Genomic DNA, 19,574 nt, shown 5'->3' with positions numbered 1-19,574 from the left:
ATCTGGCAATAACGACATGAATCATTTCGAGATTATTGAAACCCGCGTCGCCCAGGTCAGGGCCACTCTGGCCACGTTGGAACTGGACGCCTTCATCGTTCCCCACGACGACGAGCACCTGGGGGAGTACATTCCCGCCTATGCCGAACGTCTGGACTGGATCACGGGTTTCAACGGCTCCGCCGGCCTCGCCATCATACTGGCGCAGCGGGCGGCCCTGTTCGTCGACGGTCGTTATACGGTGCAGGCCCGCATGCAGGCACCGGCCGAGCTGTTTGAGTTTCTTCACCTGAACGAAGATCCCCACGTCCAGTGGCTGGCAGAGCAGCTACCGTCCGGCGCCCGGGTCGGCTTCGATCCCCGCCTGCACAGCCTCGCCTGGTACCAGAGTGCCAAGGCGCTACTGAGCGAACGTGGCATAGCGCTGGTTCGGGTCGAAGAGAACCCCATCGATCTGCACTGGAGCGATCGCCCCGCCCCGACCAAGACCCCTGTCATCCTCTACAGCGAGGAGCTGGCGGGCCAGTCCAGCCAGGCCAAGCGCGAGCTGCTGGCGGCAGATCTGCGCAAGCGCGGGCTGGATGCCGTGCTGCTGACCCAGGCAGAGCCCATCAACTGGCTGCTCAACCTGCGCGGCCGCGACGTGGAGCGGCTGCCGGTGGTGCTGGGCTTTGCGGTGCTCTACGCCAACACCAGCATGGATTTCTTCGTCGACACCGACAAGATCGACTGCATCGCCTTCACCCGTCACGTGGGGCAGGATGTCTCCGTCTACCCCATCGACAAGCTGGGTGACGTGCTGCAGCGCATCGGCGAGGATCAGCAGAAGGTGCTGGCCGACCCCAACACCGCCAACGCCTGGACCCAGCTCACCATGGAAGAGGCGGGCGCCATCCTGGTGGCAGGGCAGGATCCGACCATGCTGCCCAAGGCGTGCAAGAACGCCGTGGAGCTGGCCGGCATGCAGCGCGCCCATCTGCGCGACGGCGTCGCCGTTACCCGTTTCCTGGCCTGGCTGGATCGCCTTATCGCCTCCGGTGACTATCAGGATATGGATGAGGGCACCCTGGCCGATCGCCTGGAAGCCTTCCGCCGCGAGCAGGATCACTACGTCGAGCCGAGCTTTGACACCATATCGGCGCTGGGCCCCAACGCCGCCATGTGCCACTACCGTCACACCAACGGCACCCCGCGCCCCTTCGGTCAGGACAGCATCTACCTGGTGGACTCCGGCGCCCAGTATCTGGACGGCACCACCGACATCACCCGTACCGTCAAGGTCGGTGAAGTCACCGACGAGCACAAGGCCATGTTCACCCGGGTGCTGCAGGGCCATATCGCGCTGGATCAGGCCCGCTTCCCCCGTGGCACCGCCGGCATCCAGCTCGACGTGCTGGCCCGCATGCCCCTGTGGCAGGCCGGTTACAACTACGACCATGGCACAGGCCACGGGGTCGGCCACTTCCTCAGCGTGCACGAAGGCCCGCAGCGCATCGCCCCCAAAGGCAGCCTGGTGGCCCTGCAACCGGGCATGGTGCTCTCCAACGAGCCGGGGTACTACCGGGAAAACGGCTTCGGCATCCGCTGCGAGAACCTGGTGGTGGTGACCGAGCTGGAGCAGGTGGGCGAGCTGGCGATGCTGGGCTTCGAACGGCTGACCTATGTTCCGTTCGATACCCGCCTCATCGATCGCAGCCTGCTGAGCCAGGCCGAGTTCCGCTGGATCAACGACTACCATGCCGAGGTCTACCGCCGCCTGAGCCCGCTGCTGGACGGCGAGGATCTCGCCTGGCTGGAGCAGGCGACCCGCCTCATCTGATCGCAGACAACCGAGGTTGTCCGGTGAAACAGGGCCTGCGGGCCCTGTTTTTTTGCCCTCAGAGCAGCCGATATCCCTTACCGGGCGCCGCGATCTGTTCATCTCCCCTGCCCGCCCTCCGAACCAGACCCGCTTGCATCAGCCTGACGGGCCCACTACCCTGTGCCCTCTTTTGACTGCCCCCCGGCAGCCGCCACCACAGGAGCCCAGATGCAGCCGTCCCCCGTTTTGCGCATTGCCACCCACGCCGACATGCACGCCATCTGGCAGATAGACGCCGACGTCTTCGGGGAGGATGTCTACCCCGCCTTCTTCTTCCGTCAGGCCATGGATCTGTGGCCCGCCCTGCTGGTCGTGGCGGAGCTGGAGGGCAGGCTGCTGGGTTATGCCCTGGGGGGCCTGGGTCAGGATCGGTCGCAGGGCTGGCTGCTCTCTCTGGCGGTGCGGCCCGAGGCCCGCGGCTTTGGCCTGGCCGAGCGCATGATGCTGCGAGTGGAGCAGGCACTGGCGGAGCTGCAGGTGGCGCGAGTCAGGCTGACCGTGGATCCGGCCAATCCGGCCCAGCGCCTCTACTTGCGCCTCGGCTACGCCCTGCTGGCCGAGGAGTCCGGCTATTTCGGCCCCGGGGAGGATCGCCTGCTGCTGGAAAAGGCCCTGACCTGACCCGTTTCGTGGGCTGACCGCCGTTCAGGTCACATAATTGGTTACACTTTGCGGGTTTAATGCACAATCCGGTTGGCGTAGAGTGGATTGCATCAAACCGATTAACCCGATGCCCGCCCAGGAGGCCCATCATGTTGAAACGTATCGCTCTCGTCACCCTGCTGGCCGCCACCACCGCCATCACCGGCTGTGCCAACAGCGATGTCTACTCCGGCGATGTCTACACCAAGGATCGCGCCAAGCAGGTCCAGACCGTCAGCTACGGCACCATCATCTCCACCCGTCCGGTGAAGATCCAGGCCGATGAGAACTCCCTGATCGGCACCATAGGCGGCGCCGTGGTCGGTGGCCTGCTCGGCAGTACCATAGGCGGCGGTCGCGGCAGCGACATCGCCGCCGCCGGGGGTGCCATAGCAGGTGCCGCCGCAGGCAAGGCTGCCGGTGACAAGCTCAACCAGGTCGATGGCGTCGAGCTCGAGATCAAGAAAGAGAGCGGTGAATCCATCGTCGTGGTGCAAAAGGCCAGCCCCACCTTCGTGCCCGGCGCCCGGGTCCGCATGACCCAGGGCAATGGCAGCATCAACGTGGCCGTGGTGAACTGAGCCCGACGGGCACTTTCCATCAGCAAACAAAAAGGTGAGCCTGGGCTCACCTTTTTTGCATTCAGTGCAAACCTGAACCCTCAAGAATCCAGGTGCAACCAGGCCGCTATGGCCAGTTGCAGGCCCACGAGATCGGCGCCGTGCAGCAGGGCCGAAAGCCGTTCTTCCCCCGCCCCTGCCAGCAAGCGCTGCTGCACCCTAAGTGCGGGCAACCAGGCAGGGGTCTGCGCCAGGTTCTCGGCGGCCTCGGCCACCAGCTCACAACCCTGCAGCATCCCTTGCAGTGCCAGCGGCCGCTCCTCGTCCCCGCACTCCAGCCAGAGCTGCTCGTGATGCTGCCAGAGCTGCAGGCCGAGCGTGATGCAAGCCTTGCCATCTAGCCCGCCGACATCCGGCAAGGGTTGCGCCGTCAGGGGCTTGCCGAGCCCCGCCAGCCGATAGCCCCGCTGCGCCTTGGATTGGGCCCCCAACCGGACGCCCCCCAGCTCCGCCAACCGCGCGGCCAGCCCGAACAGGGCGCGGGCGTCGCCTGACTTGAGCTCCAGCTCAAGCTCGTCGATCTCGGTGCGCCCCAGGGTGCCAACAATCTCCCCCCGATCCCAGGCCAGCTCTATCTGGGCCCCCTCGAAGGCGATGAGCCAGTGACGGCGCAGGAAGTCGGTGCTGAACTGGGCCACCAGACTGGACTGGATCTCGTCGCGCACGGCCAGACTCGGCCAGATGCCATCAGGGAAGGCGGACAGGGTCGGCAGATCCCCGCTCACCGGGGCATTGTATTCGGGTCTGGCGTGCAGCCCGCCAACCACCTGGCCACGGCATTTAATCGTCTGCTCGGAAAAATGATCGCTGCGGCGGATCCGCAATCCCATGTCGAGCCAGCGTAAATCCAGCTTGGGCGTATCGAAATAGACATTGCCGAGCCTGACCTGCTCAGAGGAGATAATTTCAAGTGAATTCAGAAAGTTGGAGAGAGATTCTTGAATATTGCTGGTGACGAAAAACTTTATCTCGATCTCAGTTTGCATAGTCATTCCGGGCAGGCAGGCAACTTTGGGGGGCATGATCCGGGTCGCGAGGATATAATGCCAGCGATAGATAAGGATTAATTCACGGTTTTATTGATGGCACAGTTCGGTTATCCTGCGCCCCTCATAAAATCGTATCGAGTGTTTTTTCACCGACACAGGTTTGGCCATGCCAGTAAATACTATTTTGGGTCTTTTTGCCAAGTCCCCCATCAAGCCGCTGCAGAAGCATATCGTCAAGGTTCACCAGTGCTCCCAGCAATTGGTTCCCTTCTTTGATGCCGTTGCCGAAGACCGTTGGGAAGATGCCGAGAAAATCCGGCAACAGATAGCCCAGCTGGAAAAAGAAGCGGACATTCTCAAACGCGAAATTCGCCTCAAACTGCCTCGCGGTCTGTTTCTGCCGGTCGCCCGTACCGATCTGCTGGAACTGCTGACGCAACAGGACAAGATTGCCAACCGTGCCAAGGATATTTCCGGCCGCATGCTTGGCCGCAAAATGGAATTCCCCACCGAGATGCGTGCCGATTTCATGGCCTATCTCAAACGTTGTATCGATGCGACCGCCCAAGCCGAAAAAGCCATCGGAGAACTCGATGAGCTGCTCGAAACCGGCTTTAAAGGACGTGAAGTTGAAATGGTTGCCGAGATGATCCATCAGCTGGATCTCATCGAGGACGATACTGACACCATGCAGATCGGGCTGCGCCAACAGCTGCAAGCCGTTGAGCACAAGTACAATCCGATCGACGTTATGTTCCTCTACAAGATCCTCGAATGGGTAGGTGACCTGGCTGATCAGGCCGAGCGCGTTGGCGCCCGTCTGGAACTGATGCTGGCTCGTTCGTAATCGACTGACTGGGTAAACACTACTAATGGACATTATCGCAAATTACGGCACCACCCTGGTGCTCGTGGCGGCCTTGTTCGGCTTTTTGATGGCCTGGGGCATAGGTGCGAACGACGTCGCCAACGCCATGGGCACATCGGTCGGCACCAAGTCTCTGACCATACGTCAGGCGATCATCATCGCCATGATCTTCGAGTTCGCCGGTGCCTATCTGGCCGGTGGCGAAGTCACGGCGACCATCCGCAACGGCATCATAGATACCAATGCCTTCACCGATACCCCGGATCTGCTGGTGCTTGGCATGATCGCCTCCCTGCTGGCGGCCGGCCTCTGGCTGATCCTGGCCTCCTACTTCGGCTGGCCCGTCTCCACCACGCACTCCATCATAGGGGCCATCGTCGGCTTCGCCGTGGTGAGCGTCGGCCCGGAAGCGGTGCAGTGGAGCAAGTTTGGCGGCATAGTCGGCTCCTGGGTGGTCACACCGGCCATCTCGGGCATCATCGCCTACTTCATGTTCATCAGCGTGCAGAAGCTCATCTTCAACACCGACAACCCGCTGGCCAACGCCAAGCGCTATGTCCCCTTCTACATGTTCCTGACCGCGCTGGTCATCTGTCTGGTGACCATCAAGAAGGGGCTGACCCACGTCGGTCTGCACCTGAGCGACGGCGAGGGGATACTGCTCTCAATCGCCATCTCGGTGACCCTCTCCATCGGTGGCTGGTTCTACATTCGCGGTCAGCAGTACAACCCGCAGGATGACAACAAGATGCACTTCGCCAACGTGGAGAAGGTGTTCGGCATCCTGATGGTGATCACCGCCTGTGCCATGGCCTTCGCCCACGGCTCCAACGACGTGGCCAACGCCATAGGTCCGCTCTCCGCCGTGGTATCCACAGTCGAGAGTGCCGGCCAGATCACCGGCAATTCCCACATCGCCTGGTGGATCCTGCCCCTTGGCGGCATAGGTATCGTCATCGGTCTGGCCACCATGGGTGAGAAGGTGATGGCCACCGTCGGCACCGGCATCACCCACCTGACCCCGAGCCGTGGCTTCGCCGCCCAGCTGGCCACCGCCGCCACTGTGGTGATCGCCTCGGGTACAGGTCTGCCCATCTCCACCACCCAGACCCTGGTGGGTGCCGTGATGGGGGTGGGTCTGGCCCGTGGCATAGCCGCCCTGAACCTGGGGGTGCTGCGCAACATCGTGGTCTCCTGGGTCATCACCCTGCCCGCAGGTGCCATCCTGGCCATCGCCATCTTCTACGTGCTGCAGGCCTGCTTCTCTTAAGCAACCTCACAGCAAAAAGCCCGGGTCAGTGACCCGGGCTTTTTTATGCCTCTGACCTCAAACGGTCGCTGACGCTTAGTTCATCGACCCTGCAGAGGCGCTTATTCCTCGATAAAGGTCCACTCGTCGCGCACCCGGCTGATGGCATCGAGCCGGCGCTTGGCGAGTTGCTCGCGGATCCCCTCCCCCTTGAAGCCCGCCGCCACTATCTCCTTGACCGGCACAGCCTGGGCCGCAGCCAGGGCCTGGGCCACATAGTCCGGCTGGCTGTAGACCTTCTCTTCGAAACCGGTGCGGCCGTGGAAGTCGGCGCGGCAGGCATCCAGCAGCTGGGCGAAGCGCTCCGGCCTGCGCCAGGCATCCGCCTTGTCGAACACCTTCAGCAGGGTCGGCGGCTTGAGATCGAAGGCGATGTGGATGTGGGTGTGCAGATCGCTCACCAGCAGGGCCAGATCGCGACAGTCGTTCGGCACCCTGAACCGCTCGCAGAAATCCCGGATGAGCGGCAACCCTTTCTGGCCGTGGCCGTGGTGGCTCGGCCAGAACGCGGGCGGGGTCAGGCCCTTGCCAAAGTCGTGGCAGAGGGCGGCGAAGCGGACCGGCAGATCCGGGGAGCGCTGGCAGGCCTGATCCAGCACCATCAGGGTGTGAATGCCGGTGTCTATCTCAGGGTGCCACTTGGCGGGGGCCGGCACCCCGAACAGGGCATCCAGCTCGGGAAAGAGCGCCTTGAGGGCGCCACAGTCGCGCAATACCTCGAAGAAGACCCTGGGAGTCTGCCCCAGCAGCACCTTCTCCAGCTCCTTCCAGACCCGCTCCGGGGTCAGGTGGGCGAGCTCGCCGGCGTCGGTCATCTCCCGCATCAGGGCCTGGGTCTCGGGGGCCACCACGAAACCCTGCTCATGGAAACGGGCGGCGAAGCGCGCCACCCGCAGGATGCGCAGGGGATCCTCGGCGAAGGCCGGGGAGACGTGGCGCAGCAGCCGCGCCTCCAGATCCCGGAGCCCGCCATAGGGATCGTGCAGTTGCCCGCTCTCGTCTTCGGCAATGGCGTTGATGGTGAGATCCCGGCGCAGCAGATCTTGTTCGAGCGTCACCTCGGGGGCGGCGTGACAGACGAAGCCGGTATAGCCCTGCCCCTGCTTGCGCTCGGTGCGCGCCAGGGCGTACTCCTGCTGGGTGCTGGGGTGGAGAAACACCGGAAAGTCGCGGCCGACCTGGGTGAACCCCAGGTTCAGCATCTGTTCCACTGTGGCACCGACCACCAGATGGTCCCTGTCCCCCTGGGGCAATCCCAACAGGCGATCACGGACCGCCCCCCCAACCAGATAAATCTGCACGCGCACTCTCCCTCGATAAACCTGCCTCGATGATACCGCTTTTGGCCGCCATAGACGATGCGCCCGCAAGAGGCCCGCCCGCTGCCCCGGGAGAAAGCACCGGAAGATGGCCGCTTATTGCCATAATCCGGGCGCGATCACCTCAGGCATTTGGGGCACCGGCTATGATGCCCCTCTTATGGCGTCCGGGTCTTTGACATCCCTCTGGGGAGGCTTTAACCTGCCGCCCATAACAATGGAATGGATCCTTATGTACACACAGTTCTTCGGTCTGTCGGAGCCCCCGTTCTCCATCTCGCCCAACCCCAAATACCTCTATATGAGCGAACGTCACGGGGAGGCCCTCGCCCACCTCAACTACGGGTTGCAGGACGGTGGCGGCTTCGTGCTGCTGACGGGGGAAGTGGGCACGGGCAAGACCACAGTCTCCCGCTGCCTGCTCCAGCAGTTGCCCGCCCAGACCGAGATCGCCTACATCCTCAATCCTTCCCTGACCGAGCGGGATCTGCTGGCGGCCATCTGTGACGAGTTCCAGTTGCCCTATGCCCAGGAGGCCAGCCTCAAGCAGCTGTTCGATCTCATTCGCGATCACCTGCTGGCCAATCTGGCGGCAGGCAAGCGCAGCGTGGTGCTGGTGGATGAAGCCCAGCATCTGCTCCCCGGCGTGCTGGAGCAGTTGCGACTGCTCACCAATCTGGAGACAGACGAGAAGAAGCTGCTGCAGGTGGTGCTCATCGGCCAGCCGGAGCTGCAACAGATGTTGCGCCAGCCCCTGTTGCGCCAGCTGGCCCAGCGCATCACGGCCCGCTATCACCTGCTGCCGCTCTCCCGCCAGGACGTAGATGCCTATGTGCGCTTCCGGCTGCAGGTGGCTGGCTGCGTCCAGCCCATCTTCACCCCCAAGGCGATCCAGACCCTGCATCGCCTCTCCGGCGGCATCCCGCGCCTCATCAACCTCATCTGCGATCGCGCCCTGATCGCCGCCTTCGCCCGCGGCAGCCACAAGATAGTGCACGGTGACATCAGTCAGTCTGCCTATGAGGTGAGCGGCATTCGCGACGAGGGCACCTGGCAGTCAGGTCTGCTGGTCGCGCTGGCCGGCGCCCTGCTGGTCGCCACCGGCTGGTGGGGCTGGCAGTGGTTCGGGGTCTTCCCGACCCGCCCCCTGGTCAAGGTGGAAGTGCCGGTCAAGGTGGATGACACCCCTGAGCAGCAGGAGCAGCTGACCCGCGCCATCAATCAGGCACTGGATCCCGGTGTGGCCATGCAGAATCTCTACAGGGTGTGGGGCTACCAGACCGAGCTGGAGGAGTCGACCTGTGACGACGCCCCCCGCGCCGGGCTGCGCTGCCAGGAGGGGGAAGCCAGCCTGGCACAACTGCAGGCCCTGCAACACCCGGCCCTCATCAGCCTGACCGACGAGACCGGCGGCCTCTACTATGCCACCCTGGTCAGCCTGGGGCCGGACAAGGCCTCCTTGCTCATCGGCAATCAGAGCTGGCAGGTGGACAGGCAGTGGCTGTCCGACGCCTGGGGGGGCAGTTATACCCTGCTGTGGCGCATGCCCAAGGGCGGGGTGACCCTGATCGGCAGCAATGCCGGTGCAACCCAGGTGCAGTGGCTGGACAATGCGCTGAGCCGCGCCATGCAGCAACCGGATCGCAAGGTGAGCCGCTTCGATGCCACCCTCAAGAACAAGCTGCAGCAGTTCCAGCGCGAGCAGGGACTGACCCCGGACGGCATCGCCGGCAGCAATACCCTGCTGCGCCTGAATGTGGTGGCCGGTGAACCCATGCCGAGGCTGGAGGATGAATCCCTGCGTGCCAGCACCCCTGTCGATCTGGATGCCGTGGTGGATGACGCCATGGATCCCCTGGTGGAGGAGGCCTCCTGATGTCTACCCTGCTCAAGGCCTTGCGCCGCGCCGATCAGCCCCAGTTTACCCCCCACATGCCCCTCATGGGCCTGCCCGTGAGCCAGGAGGAGGAGCCTGACCGTCGCTGGATCTGGTGGCTGCTGGCGCCCCTTGCCCTGATCATGGGGGCGGCCGCCAACTACGGCTGGCACCTCTATCATCTCAAGCCCATAGAACAGCAGATCGAGGTGAAGGAGGTGGTGACGCCCCCCTTCGTGCGGGTCGAGCCCAGACCCATGATCACCCGCCCGCTGCCTCCGCCCCTGCCAGAACCCGTGGTGCAGCCCAAAGCCGCTGCCGCACCCACCGCGACGGCGACCGCCAGCAACGGCACCCAGAGTCTGGCAGAGCGCATCATGATGGCCCTCAACAACACCCCCCTGGTGGAAGAGACGGCGCCCCAGGCCCAGCCCCAGTCCGGCGCCATGCCGATCAGCGCCCTGGATCCTGCGCTGAAGCAGCAGGTACCTCCCCTGACCTATGGCGCCCACAACTTCTCCTCCGACCCGGCCAAACGCGCCGTGGTGCTCAACGGGCGGGAGTTGCACGAGGGCAGCGAAGTCGCCCCCGGGGTGCTGCTGGTCGCCATCGCCCAGGATTACATCATCCTGCAGGTCGGCGGTCAGCATGTCAGCCTCAAGGCGCTGCAGGACTGGCGCGGCTGAGCGAGCCACAATGGCAAGCCGGGCCTGCGGGCCTGGCCGGCATTTCAAGAGGGAGCCCGAGAGCTCCCCTTTTTAATCAAAACATGAGAACCCCGTGAGCCATTCAGATAACAGCACTTTCGCGACCCGGATCCTGGATTGGTACCAGATCCACGGCCGCAAGACCCTGCCCTGGCAGGAGGACAAGACCCCCTACCGGGTCTGGGTCTCCGAGATCATGCTGCAGCAGACCCAGGTCGCTACGGTGATCCCCTATTACGAACGCTTTATGGCCCGCTTCCCCAATGTGCTGGCGCTGGCCGACGCCCCCATCGACGAGGTGCTGCACCACTGGACCGGGCTCGGTTACTACGCCCGTGCCCGCAACCTGCACAAGGCGGCCCAGCAGATCCGCGATCTGCACGGCGGCCTGTTTCCGGAGCGGCTGGACGAGGTGATGGCCCTGCCCGGGATAGGCCGTTCCACCGCCGGGGCCGTGCTCTCCCTGTCGCTGGGTCAGCCCCACGCCATTCTGGACGGCAACGTCAAGCGGGTGCTCACCCGCTGGCTGGCGCTGCCGGGCTGGCCAGGCCAGAAGCAGGTGGAAAACGATCTCTGGGAGCTGGCGACCCGCCTCACCCCGCGGCTCGGGGTGGCCCACTACAACCAGGCCATGATGGACATGGGCGCCACCGTCTGCACCCGCAGCAAGCCCGCCTGTGAACGCTGCCCGGTGCAGGCCGATTGCCAGGGGCTGTCGCAGGGCAACCCCACCGCCTACCCCAACAGCAAACCGAAGAAGAGCATTCCGGCCCGCAACGGCATCATGCTGATCATTCGCCACGGCGACCAGCTGTTGCTGGAGAAACGGCCCCCCCAGGGGATCTGGGGCGGCCTCTACTGCTTCCCCCAGGTGGAGTCCCTGGCCGAGATCGAAGGGCGCCTGCAGGGGCTGGGACTCGATGAGACCGGCTACCGGGAGCTCGCTGGATTTCGCCACACTTTCAGTCACTTCCACCTCGATATTCGGCCCTTGCTGATCGAAATGGCTGCCCCGCCGCCGCCCTTGCTCATGGAAGCGGATTCCCGACTCTGGTATAACTTACGCCATCCTGCCGAGGTGGGATTGGCGGCCGCCACGGCCCGCCTGCTCGCCTACCCGGACTTACAACCACAGAGGTCAACATGAGCCGTACCGTATTTTGCCAGCGTCTGAAAAAAGAGGGTCCTGGCCTGGATTTCCAACTCTATCCCGGCGAACTCGGCAAGCGGATCTTCGACAACATCAGCAAGGAAGCCTGGACCGAATGGCAGAAGAAACAGGTGATGCTGATCAACGAGAAGAAGCTGAACATGATGAATCTCGAGCATCGCCAACTGCTGGAAAAAGAGATGGTGAACTACCTGTTTGAAGCGGGTGAAGTGGCCATCGACGGTTACACCCCTCCCAGCCAGTAAACCGAGTCGGCGAGCAGGGCGCAGAGTGCCGAAGCCCGGCATCTGCGGCCATGGGGCTCCCGGCACTGTGCCAATGTGTTGTCCCCGTGATCCAGGTTGAGTGCCCATCGACGGCTGGCCTCTTCTGGTTCAAGGCAAATGAGTGACGGGCGGCCCCACCGCCCAGTTTGAGGATCTTATGGGTCGAATTTTTTGGCTGCTGTGCGCCCTGCTGTTTCTCTCTGCCTGCTCCTCTTCTCCCAAACCCGGGGCAGAAGACGAGGATCTGGTCAACGGCAAGGACATCCGCGGCTTCGAACACATGATCAGTGCGCTCTCCCATAACGTGAACGAGATATGGGGACGCGAGGCACTGTTTGCGGGCAAGTTTGACTACGTCAAATACACGGATCAATACAAGAGCCGGGCCCACGTCGACTTCTCCAGCGGCCACATCATGGTGGAGACTGTCTCGGGCATAGATCCCCGCGCCCACCTGCGCCGCGCCATCATAGAGACGCTGCTGACCCCGGACGATCCCGCGGAAGTGGATCTCTATTCGGATAGAGAGATCATGCCGGGTGGCGAACCCTTCCTCTATGGCCAGGTGCTGGACACCCAGGGTCAGGCCATCCGTTCCGGCTGGCGCGCGGAGCGCTATGCCGACTACCTGCTGGCCAGCGCGATGAAGAAACGCACCCTCGGCATCCGCACCATCTTCTTCGTCGATATCCCCATGGTGGCCAACCATGAGGACAAGCGCGGCTACAAGTACGCCAGCATCATCCGCGAGGCCTCCCGCAAATACGGCGTCGCCGAGAGCCTGATCTATGCGGTGATCAAGACAGAGAGCAGCTTCAACCCCTATGCGGTCAGCCATGCCAATGCCTATGGCCTGATGCAGGTGATCCCGGCCACCGCCGGACGGGACGTCTATGTGCGGGTCAAGGGCAAGAACGGCCAGCCGACCCGGGAGGATCTGTTCAATCCGGCCTACAACATAGACGTGGGGACTGCCTATCTGCACCTGCTGCAGACCGTCTATCTGGCGGATATCCAGGATCCCCAATCCCGTCGCTATGCGGTGATCTCCGCCTACAACGGCGGCGCGGGCGGGGTGCTCAACACCTTCTCCAGCAACCGCAAGGCGGCCCCTGACATGATTAACCGCCTCTCTCCCGAGGCTGTCTATCAGGTGCTGACCGAGCAGCACCCCAAGGCGGAGGCCCGTCGCTACCTCTACAAGGTCAATCAGGCCGAGAAGGGGTTCAAGCGTACCGTCGCCGTCCGGGCGGGCTGACGGCAGACACAAAAACAGCAAGGGCGCTTATGTAGCGCCCTTGCTGTCAGCATGGTCTGCGAACTTACTTGGCGATGAAGCCGCCCTTGCTCTGGGGAGCGGCACCTACCTTCTCCAGGTGCTCGACCTCTACCTCTGTCTTGTTCCAGCTGTGGTCAACCTCGCCGCGGATGCGGATCAGATCGTTCGGGCCCACTTCGACGCCGCGCCACACGTCCCCGTCCACTTCCACTTCCACTTCGCCGCTCTCATCGCGGAAAGTGTAGTTCTCGCCGCCAAGGTGCTTGACCAGCTTGCCTTCCAGGGTCACCCACTGATCATCTGCCACGTCTTTCAACTGCGCGACCGAAACCTTGTTCTGCTCCTGGGGACCGGTATAGGCCGCCATGGCGAAAGAAGAGACGGACATCAGGGCCACCAGGCCGATTACCTTTGCTTTGTTCATTTTCACGCTCCTGTCATTGGGGTATGCAGGCATCTTGCCCGGGCTGGCGTGAAACAAACGTGAAGCCTCCCCCATCCAGGGGAGACCAGTGTGACCGCAATCGATTTAATGCCCATGGCTTGCTGCAAGATTGTATTCGAGTGGATACCGTGCAGCCTGGCAAAGGGGTCCCCAGCCCCTTGCCTTCGAGGAACAGCCCGCAGGCAGCGCCTGCATCCACTCCATGAGAACAGCAAGATGAACAAATGGCTTCTGTGTTTACTGGGGCTCTTAGCCCTGACGGCCCATGCCACCGAGACGCGTCCCCCCTTCTCCCGCATAGTGATGTTCGGCGACAGCCTCTCCGACACCGGCAAGATGTACGGCAAGATGCGCGGTTATCTTCCCTCCAGCCCGCCCTACTACCAGGGCCGCTTCTCCAACGGCCCCGTCTGGCTGGAGCGGCTGACCCAGCCGTTCCCGGGGCTGAAAATAGTCAATGAAGCGGAGGGGGGCGCCACCGCCGTGGCCTACAACAAGATCTCCTGGAACCCCAAGTATCAGGTCATCAACAATCTGGACTATGAGATCACCCAGTTCCTGGAGAAGGACAGCTTCAAGGAGGACGATCTGGTGATCCTCTGGGTCGGCGCCAACGACTATCTGGCCTATGGCTGGAATACCGAACTGGACGCCAGGCGGGTGCGCGACGTCATCAGCGACTCGGCCAACCGCATGGTGCTTCATGGGGCAAAACAGATCCTGCTGTTCAACCTGCCGGATCTGGGCCAGAACCCCTCGGCCCGCAGCCAGAAGGTGGTGGAGGCAGCCAGCCATGTCTCCCGCTATCACAACGAGCTGCTGCTGAACCTGGCACGCCAGCTGGCCCCTACCGGCATGGTGAAGCTGTTCGAGATCGACAAGCAATTCGCCGAGATGCTGCGGGATCCGCAGAATTTCGGCCTGAGTGACACAGAGAACGCCTGCTACGGCGGGGGCTATGTGTGGAAGCCGTTCTCGTCCCGCAGCGCCGCCACCGACAGCCAGCTTGCCCCCTTCAATGCGCAGGAGCGCCTCGCCATCGCCGGCAACCCCTTGCTGGCTCAGGCCGTTGCCAGTCCGATGGCTCGCCGCAGCGCCAGCGAGCTCAACTGTGAAGGCAAGATGTTCTGGGATCAGGTCCACCCGACCACGGCCGTGCACGCCGCCCTGAGCGAGCGCGCCGCCACCTTCATCGAACGGGAGTACGAGTTCATCCCCCAGTGATGGGCAAGCAGATGCAAAAGGCCGACTTCACGTCGGCCTCTTTATTGGAGCCAGTTGTTTCCCACAGCGAACCAACAAAACTCGTATGACACTCATCACAGAATCGGGTCATACCCCCACGGTCATCAGCCGACTCCTCTATGATGCAGATGGTTATCACAATATGTTTTATATCAGTTGCTTGTGGATTTTAAAAAGCGAGCTACGTTTAAACATGTTGTGGCTGGACACAAGCCCAACCCATGAGGCGAGGCGACACAAATTCGATCTCTCCCACAGACAAATTGCAGAGGCTTCATATGAACAAAACACTGATTACCTTGCTGGTTTCAGGCTTGCTTGCGGCCAACGCTCAGGCAGCCGGACAAGACAATACCTGGTATGGCGGTGCCAAACTGGGTTGGTCCAACTTCTACGGCGTCGACGAGAGCAACAGTATCTCCACCGAAGACAAGGATGATGACGAAGTGGGGGCCGGTGTCTTCGCCGGTTACCAGATCAACCAGAACCTGGGGATCGAGCTCGGTTACGACTACCTTGGCAAGCTCAAATACAACGGCACCCGGAATGCGGCCGCCTTCAACGACGATGTCGAGGCGCAGCTGGCGCAGCTGACCCTGAAGCTTGGCTTCCCGGTAGCTGAAAACCTGGATCTCTATGGTCGCGTCGGCGGTGGTTACGGCTGGACCAGCAGTGACAAGCTGGACAACGACAACGACTTCACCTTCGTCGGTGCGCTTGGCGCCGAGTACGCCTTCAACCTGGACTGGGCAGCTCGTCTCGAGTACCAATACAGCACCCCTTACGGCAGTCGTGAAGACACAGGCCTGCGCATGGACAACGGCCTGCTCTCCCTGGCCGCCGTCTATCGCTTCGGCCAGGTCCCGCCGGCCATGCCGGTTGCAGCCCCGGCCCCGGCACCCGAGCCCGTGGTGGTCGACAAGCAGTTCACCCTGAGTTCGGATGTGCTGTTTGACTTCAACAAGGCCACCCTCAAGCCGGAAGCCGGCCAGGCACTGGATACCCTTTACACCCAGATTGAGGAAGCCAGACCCAAGGATGGCTCTGCCACCGTCATCGGCTATACCGACCGTCTCGGCTCCGATGCCTATAACCAGAAGCTGTCCGAGCAGCGCGCACAGACAGTCGCCGACTATCTGGTTGGCAAGGGGCTGCCTGCCGGCAAGGTCAACGTGGAAGGGCACGGCGAGAGCTCTCCTGTCACTGGCGAGAGCTGCACCAACCAGTCCAGACGTGACCTGATCGTCTGCCTGGCCCCGGATCGCCGGGTAGAGGTCAAGGTACAAGGGGTATCGGAAGTTCAGCAATAACCCCAGCGTCAGATAACAAAACGGGAGGCCTAGGCCTCCCGTTTTTCACTGTCCCATTCAGCTGCGGGTGCGCACATCCGCCGCTATCTGATCGAGCAGTTGCTGCCAGCCCTGCCCAAGCTCGTCGACCAGGGCACCATACCCATCGGCCGGCAAGACCCGCTCCTGCTGGAAGGGTACGTCCCGCAGTACCACTCCCTCCTCCGTCAGCAAGCGCCAGCGGCCGCTCAGCAGGGCGCGGCCATCGTGCCGTCCCTGGAAGCGTTCAACCGAGATGGTCAGCACGGGTCCCTTGCGGGCCCCATCCTGCCGTATCACCCAGCTCGGCAGCCTGCTGGAGAGGCCATTGAGGGTAAGCTGGTTCAGCTGGGCATCCAGCGAACCCGCCCAGCGATGGTACTCGGCAAAGTGCAGCTCCTTGCCCTCCAGCTGATAGACCAGACTCATCCGATCCAGCTGGCCAGAGAGGGCGACAGGACGCAGCACCAGTTGGTGCTGGGGCTGCGCCGTGACGCCATTCGACTGCGGGATCTCCGCGTCCAGCGAGTAGTAGTGCAGTGCCGTAGGGGCGGAGCTGCATCCCGCCAGCAGGCCCAGCAAGGCCAGGGTCATCATCCGTTTTTTCATCATTTTCCTCGCTTGGGCTCAGGATCCTGGGGGAATGGATGCGGTCGAAGATCTACGAATTTGGCCTCTCGATTAGGGGTTGGCAAAATCAGGGACATCATCATTTTCCTCGCTTGGGCTCAGGGTCCTGGGGACGGGAGCGGTCGAAGATCAGCGAACTGGGCTGCTCGTTCAGTGAATGGACCAGGGGTTGCAACTCCCCCATCAGCTGATTGAGAGACTGCACCGACTGACGCAGCTCCTGGTTGGTCTGGGAACCGGCATCATAGGTCTGCAGGGTCTCCTGCAACTGCTTGAGACTCTGGTTGAGCGACTCGGGCAACTGCTGGGTCGAACGCTGACCGGTGAACTGCTCCAGATTGGCACTCACGGCCTTGATGTGCTTGAGGGTCTTGTCCAGGGTCGCCAGGGTGGTATTCACCTGCGTCAGGGTGGTGGCCATGTCCATGTCGACAAACTTGTCGAGGATGAGGTTCACCTTGCGCTCTATCTGATCCAGCCCGGCCTGCACCGTCGGGAACACCTGATAGCCTGCCAGCTTGATGGGCTCATAGGCAGGGGCATCCGGATAGAAGTTGAGATCCACCACCTTGCCGCCGGTCAACAGACTGGACGTCTTGAGGCTGGCCCGCAATCCCTCCTTGAACTGCTTGCTGAACAGGGCCCGCCACTGCTCCCGCTCCGCGTTGGCGTAGCGATGGGAGAGGCGTTGTACCTCGATGCGGGCCAGCACGGGGATCTGCCGGCTCTTGAAGATCTGCACTCCCTTGTCGTCGATGAGGTAGGGGGCAGAGATGACGGTGCCGACCCGGATGCCGCGGTACTGCACCGCCGCCCCGGGGTGCAGGCCACCCACGTTGTCCTCGAACAGGAAGACGTAGTCGATGAACTGATCCAGGCTACCGGCCAGCACGCTCGCCTCGTCCTGGAACAGGGTGAAGCTGTCCATCTGCTTGACCGGCTCACCGGGTGTCCAGCCTGGCGGCAGCCCCATGGTGATGCCGCCGTCCAGCAGGCTCTCCAGCGAGTCCATCTTCACCTTCATCCCCTCACTGCTCATGGAGACCTCGAAGCCCGGCGTCAGCCAGAAGCGAGAGTTGCTGCTCACCAGGATGTCGTAGGGGGCATTGATGAAGAGCTGATACTGCATCTCGCTCTTCTCGGGCAGGAACTTGGCCTCCTCTATCTGGCCTATGGTAAAGCCCTGATAGCTGATGGGGGAGCCAATCCCCAGGGCACGCGCATCGCGGCTGCTGAGGGAGAGCCTCAGCCCCTTGGCGTCCACTGAGGCGAGCGGGGGCTTGTCCAGCATGGCGTATTCACCGCGCGCCTTGCCCTTCTTGCCCGGGGCGAGTTCGATGTAGGCCCCGGAGAGCAGGGTGCCAAGACCCGACACCCCTTCCCGCCCGACCCTGGGTTTGACCACCCAGAACTGGCTGTCCTTCTTGAGCATGCCGGCGGCGGCATTGGTCAGACGAGCCTTGAGCACCGCATGGCTGTAGTCATCGCTAAGCTCCACCGCCTCGATGCGACCCACTTCCACCTCGCGGGAGCGGATCACCGTCTTGCCCGCCACTATGCCCTCGGCGGTGGCGACCGTCAGGGTGAAACTGGGGCCCTGTGAATACCAGTGCTGGAACAGCATCCAGGCTCCGATGAACAGCGCCAGCAGTGGCACCATCCAGATAGCGGCGGCCGAGCTCATAAAGTCAGAGCCCGGTTTCCACCTCGTCTTACGCTCACTCACGTTCGCGCTCTCCTTGTTGTAAATCCCAGATCAGGCGGGAATCGAAACTCATGGCGGCCACCATGGTGATCAAAACGACCCCGGCAAAAGCAATGGCCGCGGGGCCCGGGTAGATGGTCATCAGATTATCGAGCCGGATGAGGCCAGCCAATATGGCCACCACGAAGACGTCGATCATCGACCAACGTCCCACAAATTCGGTCATGCGATAGAGCTTGAGCTTGCCAAGGGGAGAACCGACCCGGCCACGCTGCACCATGTAGCAGAGCCACAGCAGTGCCAGTATCTTCACCAGGGGCACCACCACGCTGGCGAAGAAGATCACCGCGGCTATGGGGTAGGAGCCCATGGCCCAGAGCAACACCACACCACCCATGATGGTGGAGGGAGTGTCGTCCCCCAGAAAGACGGTGTCCATGATGGGATAAAGGTTGGCAGGGATATAGAGGATCACTGAGGTGATGAGCAGTGCCCAGGTGCGGTTCAGACCGCCCGGCTTGCGGTGATGGAGATGATCGCCGCAACGGGAACAGCTATGGGCAGCGCCGTCATTGAGCGCGCCGCAGATGTGGCAACCCACCAGCCCGCACGCCAGGGCACTGGCTTCGGGATCCAGTTCCCTCACCTCGGTCGGGCCGAACAGCCGCTGCCACAGCCACATCCGGTCCAGGGACGAGATCATCTTGATCAGCAGCACGGTGTAGCCTACGAAGGCCCAGAACGAGAGCCCCATCTTGACGTCCGCCATGCCCATCAGCTTGACCAGGGAGATGAGCACCCCGATGAGGAAGACATCCACCATCAGCCAGGGCTTGATCCGGCACAGCAGTCGGCCGAGGGAGCGCAGGGCATTGCTGTGCAGATCCTTGTCGAGCCGCCAGAGCACCAGCATGATGGAGCCGATATAGACCAGTGGCAGGCCGATCAGGGTCAGGCTCAGCACGGCCCCCAGAAACAGATAGCCCTGATCCACCAGGGTGGTGATGCACTGCAGGAAGGTCATCTCCTGCCCCACTCCCTTGGCCGAGAAGGACATGAAGGTGAAGGCATTGGAGAGCACGAACATGATCAGCGCCGCAAAGCCGTAGGCGATGGGCCTGCGCTCCTGCTGCGGCAGGTGTGCACTCAGGGTGTGACCGCAACGGGGACAGCTGCTCGTCTCCCCCACGGCCAGCGCGGTGGCCGGCACCAGCAGGTCACACTCTTCGCACGCGGTCGCGTCATGGGTATAGGTAATTGGGTGTTGGTGTGAAACCGGATGCAAGATAAGACCCCAGCATGAGGCCGCGAACG

Annotated in this window: 18 protein-coding genes; 12 read left to right on the top strand and 6 right to left on the bottom strand. The window is 62.5% G+C overall.

The window, feature by feature from the left end:
- Positions 1-16: 16 nt before the first annotated feature.
- The 3 genes from Aeroheme_RS02885 to Aeroheme_RS02875 all read left to right on the top strand — a co-directional run bounded on the left by Aeroheme_RS02885 (position 17) and on the right by Aeroheme_RS02875 (position 3,084).
- Positions 17-1,819: an aminopeptidase P family protein gene (locus tag Aeroheme_RS02885; protein ID WP_411166653.1), complete on the top strand. Its 1,803-nt coding sequence runs from the start codon at positions 17-19 to the stop codon at positions 1,817-1,819.
- A gap of 210 nt (positions 1,820-2,029) precedes the next feature.
- Positions 2,030-2,482, top strand: coding sequence for a GNAT family N-acetyltransferase (locus Aeroheme_RS02880; protein WP_289985470.1), 453 nt, complete (start codon positions 2,030-2,032; stop codon positions 2,480-2,482).
- Positions 2,483-2,613: 131 nt separating this feature from the next.
- A complete protein-coding gene (locus tag Aeroheme_RS02875; RefSeq protein WP_106885736.1) occupies positions 2,614-3,084 on the top strand; it encodes a glycine zipper 2TM domain-containing protein in 471 nt (156 codons plus the stop codon).
- 80 nt (positions 3,085-3,164) lie between these two features.
- On the opposite strand, the gene Aeroheme_RS02870 is transcribed toward Aeroheme_RS02875, so the two are convergent.
- Positions 3,165-4,109, bottom strand: a complete 945-nt coding sequence (locus Aeroheme_RS02870; protein ID WP_411166652.1) for an inorganic triphosphatase — start codon at positions 4,107-4,109, stop codon at positions 3,165-3,167.
- A gap of 169 nt (positions 4,110-4,278) precedes the next feature.
- Between Aeroheme_RS02870 and Aeroheme_RS02865 the strand changes: the two genes are divergently transcribed.
- Both Aeroheme_RS02865 and Aeroheme_RS02860 read left to right on the top strand, forming a co-directional pair.
- Positions 4,279-4,959 (top strand): TIGR00153 family protein, encoded by a 681-nt coding sequence (locus tag Aeroheme_RS02865; protein ID WP_025328355.1) that lies wholly within the window; start codon positions 4,279-4,281, stop codon positions 4,957-4,959.
- A 25-nt stretch (positions 4,960-4,984) separates the two neighbouring features.
- Positions 4,985-6,250, top strand: coding sequence for an inorganic phosphate transporter (locus tag Aeroheme_RS02860; protein WP_106885734.1), 1,266 nt, complete (start codon positions 4,985-4,987; stop codon positions 6,248-6,250).
- Positions 6,251-6,351: 101 nt separating this feature from the next.
- Here the strand turns inward: Aeroheme_RS02860 and Aeroheme_RS02855 are convergent, their stop codons facing one another.
- A complete protein-coding gene (locus Aeroheme_RS02855; RefSeq protein ID WP_411166651.1) occupies positions 6,352-7,590 on the bottom strand; it encodes a multifunctional CCA addition/repair protein in 1,239 nt (412 codons plus the stop codon).
- A 250-nt stretch (positions 7,591-7,840) separates the two neighbouring features.
- On the opposite strand from Aeroheme_RS02855, the gene Aeroheme_RS02850 reads away from it, so the two are divergent.
- The 5 genes from Aeroheme_RS02850 (at position 7,841) to mltC (ending at position 12,886) form a co-directional block, all read left to right on the top strand.
- Complete coding sequence (locus Aeroheme_RS02850; RefSeq protein ID WP_411166650.1) at positions 7,841-9,484, top strand: ExeA family protein; 1,644 nt, start codon at positions 7,841-7,843, stop codon at positions 9,482-9,484.
- Positions 9,484-10,170 (top strand): GspB family T2SS assembly factor variant ExeB, encoded by a 687-nt coding sequence (gene exeB / locus Aeroheme_RS02845; RefSeq protein ID WP_411166649.1) that lies wholly within the window; start codon positions 9,484-9,486, stop codon positions 10,168-10,170. Before Aeroheme_RS02850 ends, exeB begins: the two co-directional genes overlap by 1 nt.
- Before the next feature lie 94 nt (positions 10,171-10,264).
- A complete protein-coding gene (mutY, locus tag Aeroheme_RS02840; RefSeq protein ID WP_411166648.1) occupies positions 10,265-11,338 on the top strand; it encodes an A/G-specific adenine glycosylase in 1,074 nt (357 codons plus the stop codon).
- Positions 11,335-11,607 (top strand): oxidative damage protection protein, encoded by a 273-nt coding sequence (locus tag Aeroheme_RS02835; protein WP_025328361.1) that lies wholly within the window; start codon positions 11,335-11,337, stop codon positions 11,605-11,607. Before mutY ends, Aeroheme_RS02835 begins: the two co-directional genes overlap by 4 nt.
- 178 nt (positions 11,608-11,785) lie before the next feature.
- Positions 11,786-12,886: a membrane-bound lytic murein transglycosylase MltC gene (gene mltC, locus Aeroheme_RS02830; protein ID WP_106885730.1), complete on the top strand. Its 1,101-nt coding sequence runs from the start codon at positions 11,786-11,788 to the stop codon at positions 12,884-12,886.
- Between the two features lie 64 nt (positions 12,887-12,950).
- Here the strand turns inward: mltC and Aeroheme_RS02825 are convergent, their stop codons facing one another.
- Positions 12,951-13,331: a YgiW/YdeI family stress tolerance OB fold protein gene (locus tag Aeroheme_RS02825; protein ID WP_106885729.1), complete on the bottom strand. Its 381-nt coding sequence runs from the start codon at positions 13,329-13,331 to the stop codon at positions 12,951-12,953.
- A gap of 237 nt (positions 13,332-13,568) precedes the next feature.
- Between Aeroheme_RS02825 and Aeroheme_RS02820 the strand changes: the two genes are divergently transcribed.
- Together Aeroheme_RS02820 and ompA are read left to right on the top strand one after the other, a co-directional pair.
- Positions 13,569-14,576 carry an SGNH/GDSL hydrolase family protein gene (locus Aeroheme_RS02820; RefSeq protein WP_368170517.1) on the top strand — a complete coding sequence of 336 codons (1,008 nt, stop codon included), beginning with the start codon at positions 13,569-13,571 and terminating at the stop codon, positions 14,574-14,576.
- Between the two features lie 299 nt (positions 14,577-14,875).
- A complete protein-coding gene (gene ompA, locus Aeroheme_RS02815) occupies positions 14,876-15,907 on the top strand; it encodes a porin OmpA (protein WP_368170516.1) in 1,032 nt (343 codons plus the stop codon).
- Positions 15,908-15,964: 57 nt separating this feature from the next.
- On the opposite strand, the gene Aeroheme_RS02810 is transcribed toward ompA, so the two are convergent.
- The 3 genes from Aeroheme_RS02810 to Aeroheme_RS02800 all read right to left on the bottom strand — a co-directional run bounded on the left by Aeroheme_RS02810 (position 15,965) and on the right by Aeroheme_RS02800 (position 19,545).
- Complete coding sequence (locus Aeroheme_RS02810) at positions 15,965-16,534, bottom strand: membrane integrity-associated transporter subunit PqiC (protein ID WP_411166647.1); 570 nt, start codon at positions 16,532-16,534, stop codon at positions 15,965-15,967.
- 100 nt (positions 16,535-16,634) lie between these two features.
- A complete protein-coding gene (gene pqiB / locus Aeroheme_RS02805) occupies positions 16,635-18,281 on the bottom strand; it encodes an intermembrane transport protein PqiB (protein WP_106885725.1) in 1,647 nt (548 codons plus the stop codon).
- The gene (locus Aeroheme_RS02800; RefSeq protein WP_395949421.1) at positions 18,274-19,545 is read right to left on the bottom strand and encodes a PqiA/YebS family transporter subunit; all 1,272 of its coding nucleotides are present in this window, start codon (positions 19,543-19,545) and stop codon (positions 18,274-18,276) included. Before Aeroheme_RS02800 ends, pqiB begins: the two co-directional genes overlap by 8 nt.
- Between the last annotated feature and the right edge of the window lie 29 nt (positions 19,546-19,574).

Origin of the sequence: Aeromonas sp. DSM 116730, assembly GCF_046581335.1 — a bacterium.
Taxonomy (GTDB): Bacteria; Pseudomonadota; Gammaproteobacteria; order Enterobacterales; family Aeromonadaceae; genus Aeromonas; species Aeromonas rivipollensis.
Note: the sequence above shows the minus strand (reverse complement) of the source record. Positions and strands in the feature narration are given on the sequence as shown.

What these genes read in the sequence shown, in the direction of transcription:
- Aeroheme_RS02825 (WP_106885729.1), bottom strand. Translation starts at nt 13,331, where the DNA reads ATGAACAAAGCAAAGGTAATCGGCCTGGTGGCCCTGATGTCCGTCTCT.
- Aeroheme_RS02820 (WP_368170517.1), top strand. Translation starts at nt 13,569, where the DNA reads ATGAACAAATGGCTTCTGTGTTTACTGGGGCTCTTAGCCCTGACGGCC.
- Aeroheme_RS02810 (WP_411166647.1), bottom strand. Translation starts at nt 16,534, where the DNA reads ATGAAAAAACGGATGATGACCCTGGCCTTGCTGGGCCTGCTGGCGGGA.
- Aeroheme_RS02850 (WP_411166650.1), top strand. Translation starts at nt 7,841, where the DNA reads ATGTACACACAGTTCTTCGGTCTGTCGGAGCCCCCGTTCTCCATCTCG.
- ompA (WP_368170516.1), top strand. Translation starts at nt 14,876, where the DNA reads ATGAACAAAACACTGATTACCTTGCTGGTTTCAGGCTTGCTTGCGGCC.
- Aeroheme_RS02870 (WP_411166652.1), bottom strand. Translation starts at nt 4,109, where the DNA reads ATGCAAACTGAGATCGAGATAAAGTTTTTCGTCACCAGCAATATTCAA.
- exeB (WP_411166649.1), top strand. Translation starts at nt 9,484, where the DNA reads ATGTCTACCCTGCTCAAGGCCTTGCGCCGCGCCGATCAGCCCCAGTTT.
- Aeroheme_RS02860 (WP_106885734.1), top strand. Translation starts at nt 4,985, where the DNA reads ATGGACATTATCGCAAATTACGGCACCACCCTGGTGCTCGTGGCGGCC.
- Aeroheme_RS02885 (WP_411166653.1), top strand. Translation starts at nt 17, where the DNA reads ATGAATCATTTCGAGATTATTGAAACCCGCGTCGCCCAGGTCAGGGCC.
- Aeroheme_RS02880 (WP_289985470.1), top strand. Translation starts at nt 2,030, where the DNA reads ATGCAGCCGTCCCCCGTTTTGCGCATTGCCACCCACGCCGACATGCAC.
- Aeroheme_RS02865 (WP_025328355.1), top strand. Translation starts at nt 4,279, where the DNA reads ATGCCAGTAAATACTATTTTGGGTCTTTTTGCCAAGTCCCCCATCAAG.
- mltC (WP_106885730.1), top strand. Translation starts at nt 11,786, where the DNA reads ATGGGTCGAATTTTTTGGCTGCTGTGCGCCCTGCTGTTTCTCTCTGCC.
- Aeroheme_RS02835 (WP_025328361.1), top strand. Translation starts at nt 11,335, where the DNA reads ATGAGCCGTACCGTATTTTGCCAGCGTCTGAAAAAAGAGGGTCCTGGC.
- Aeroheme_RS02875 (WP_106885736.1), top strand. Translation starts at nt 2,614, where the DNA reads ATGTTGAAACGTATCGCTCTCGTCACCCTGCTGGCCGCCACCACCGCC.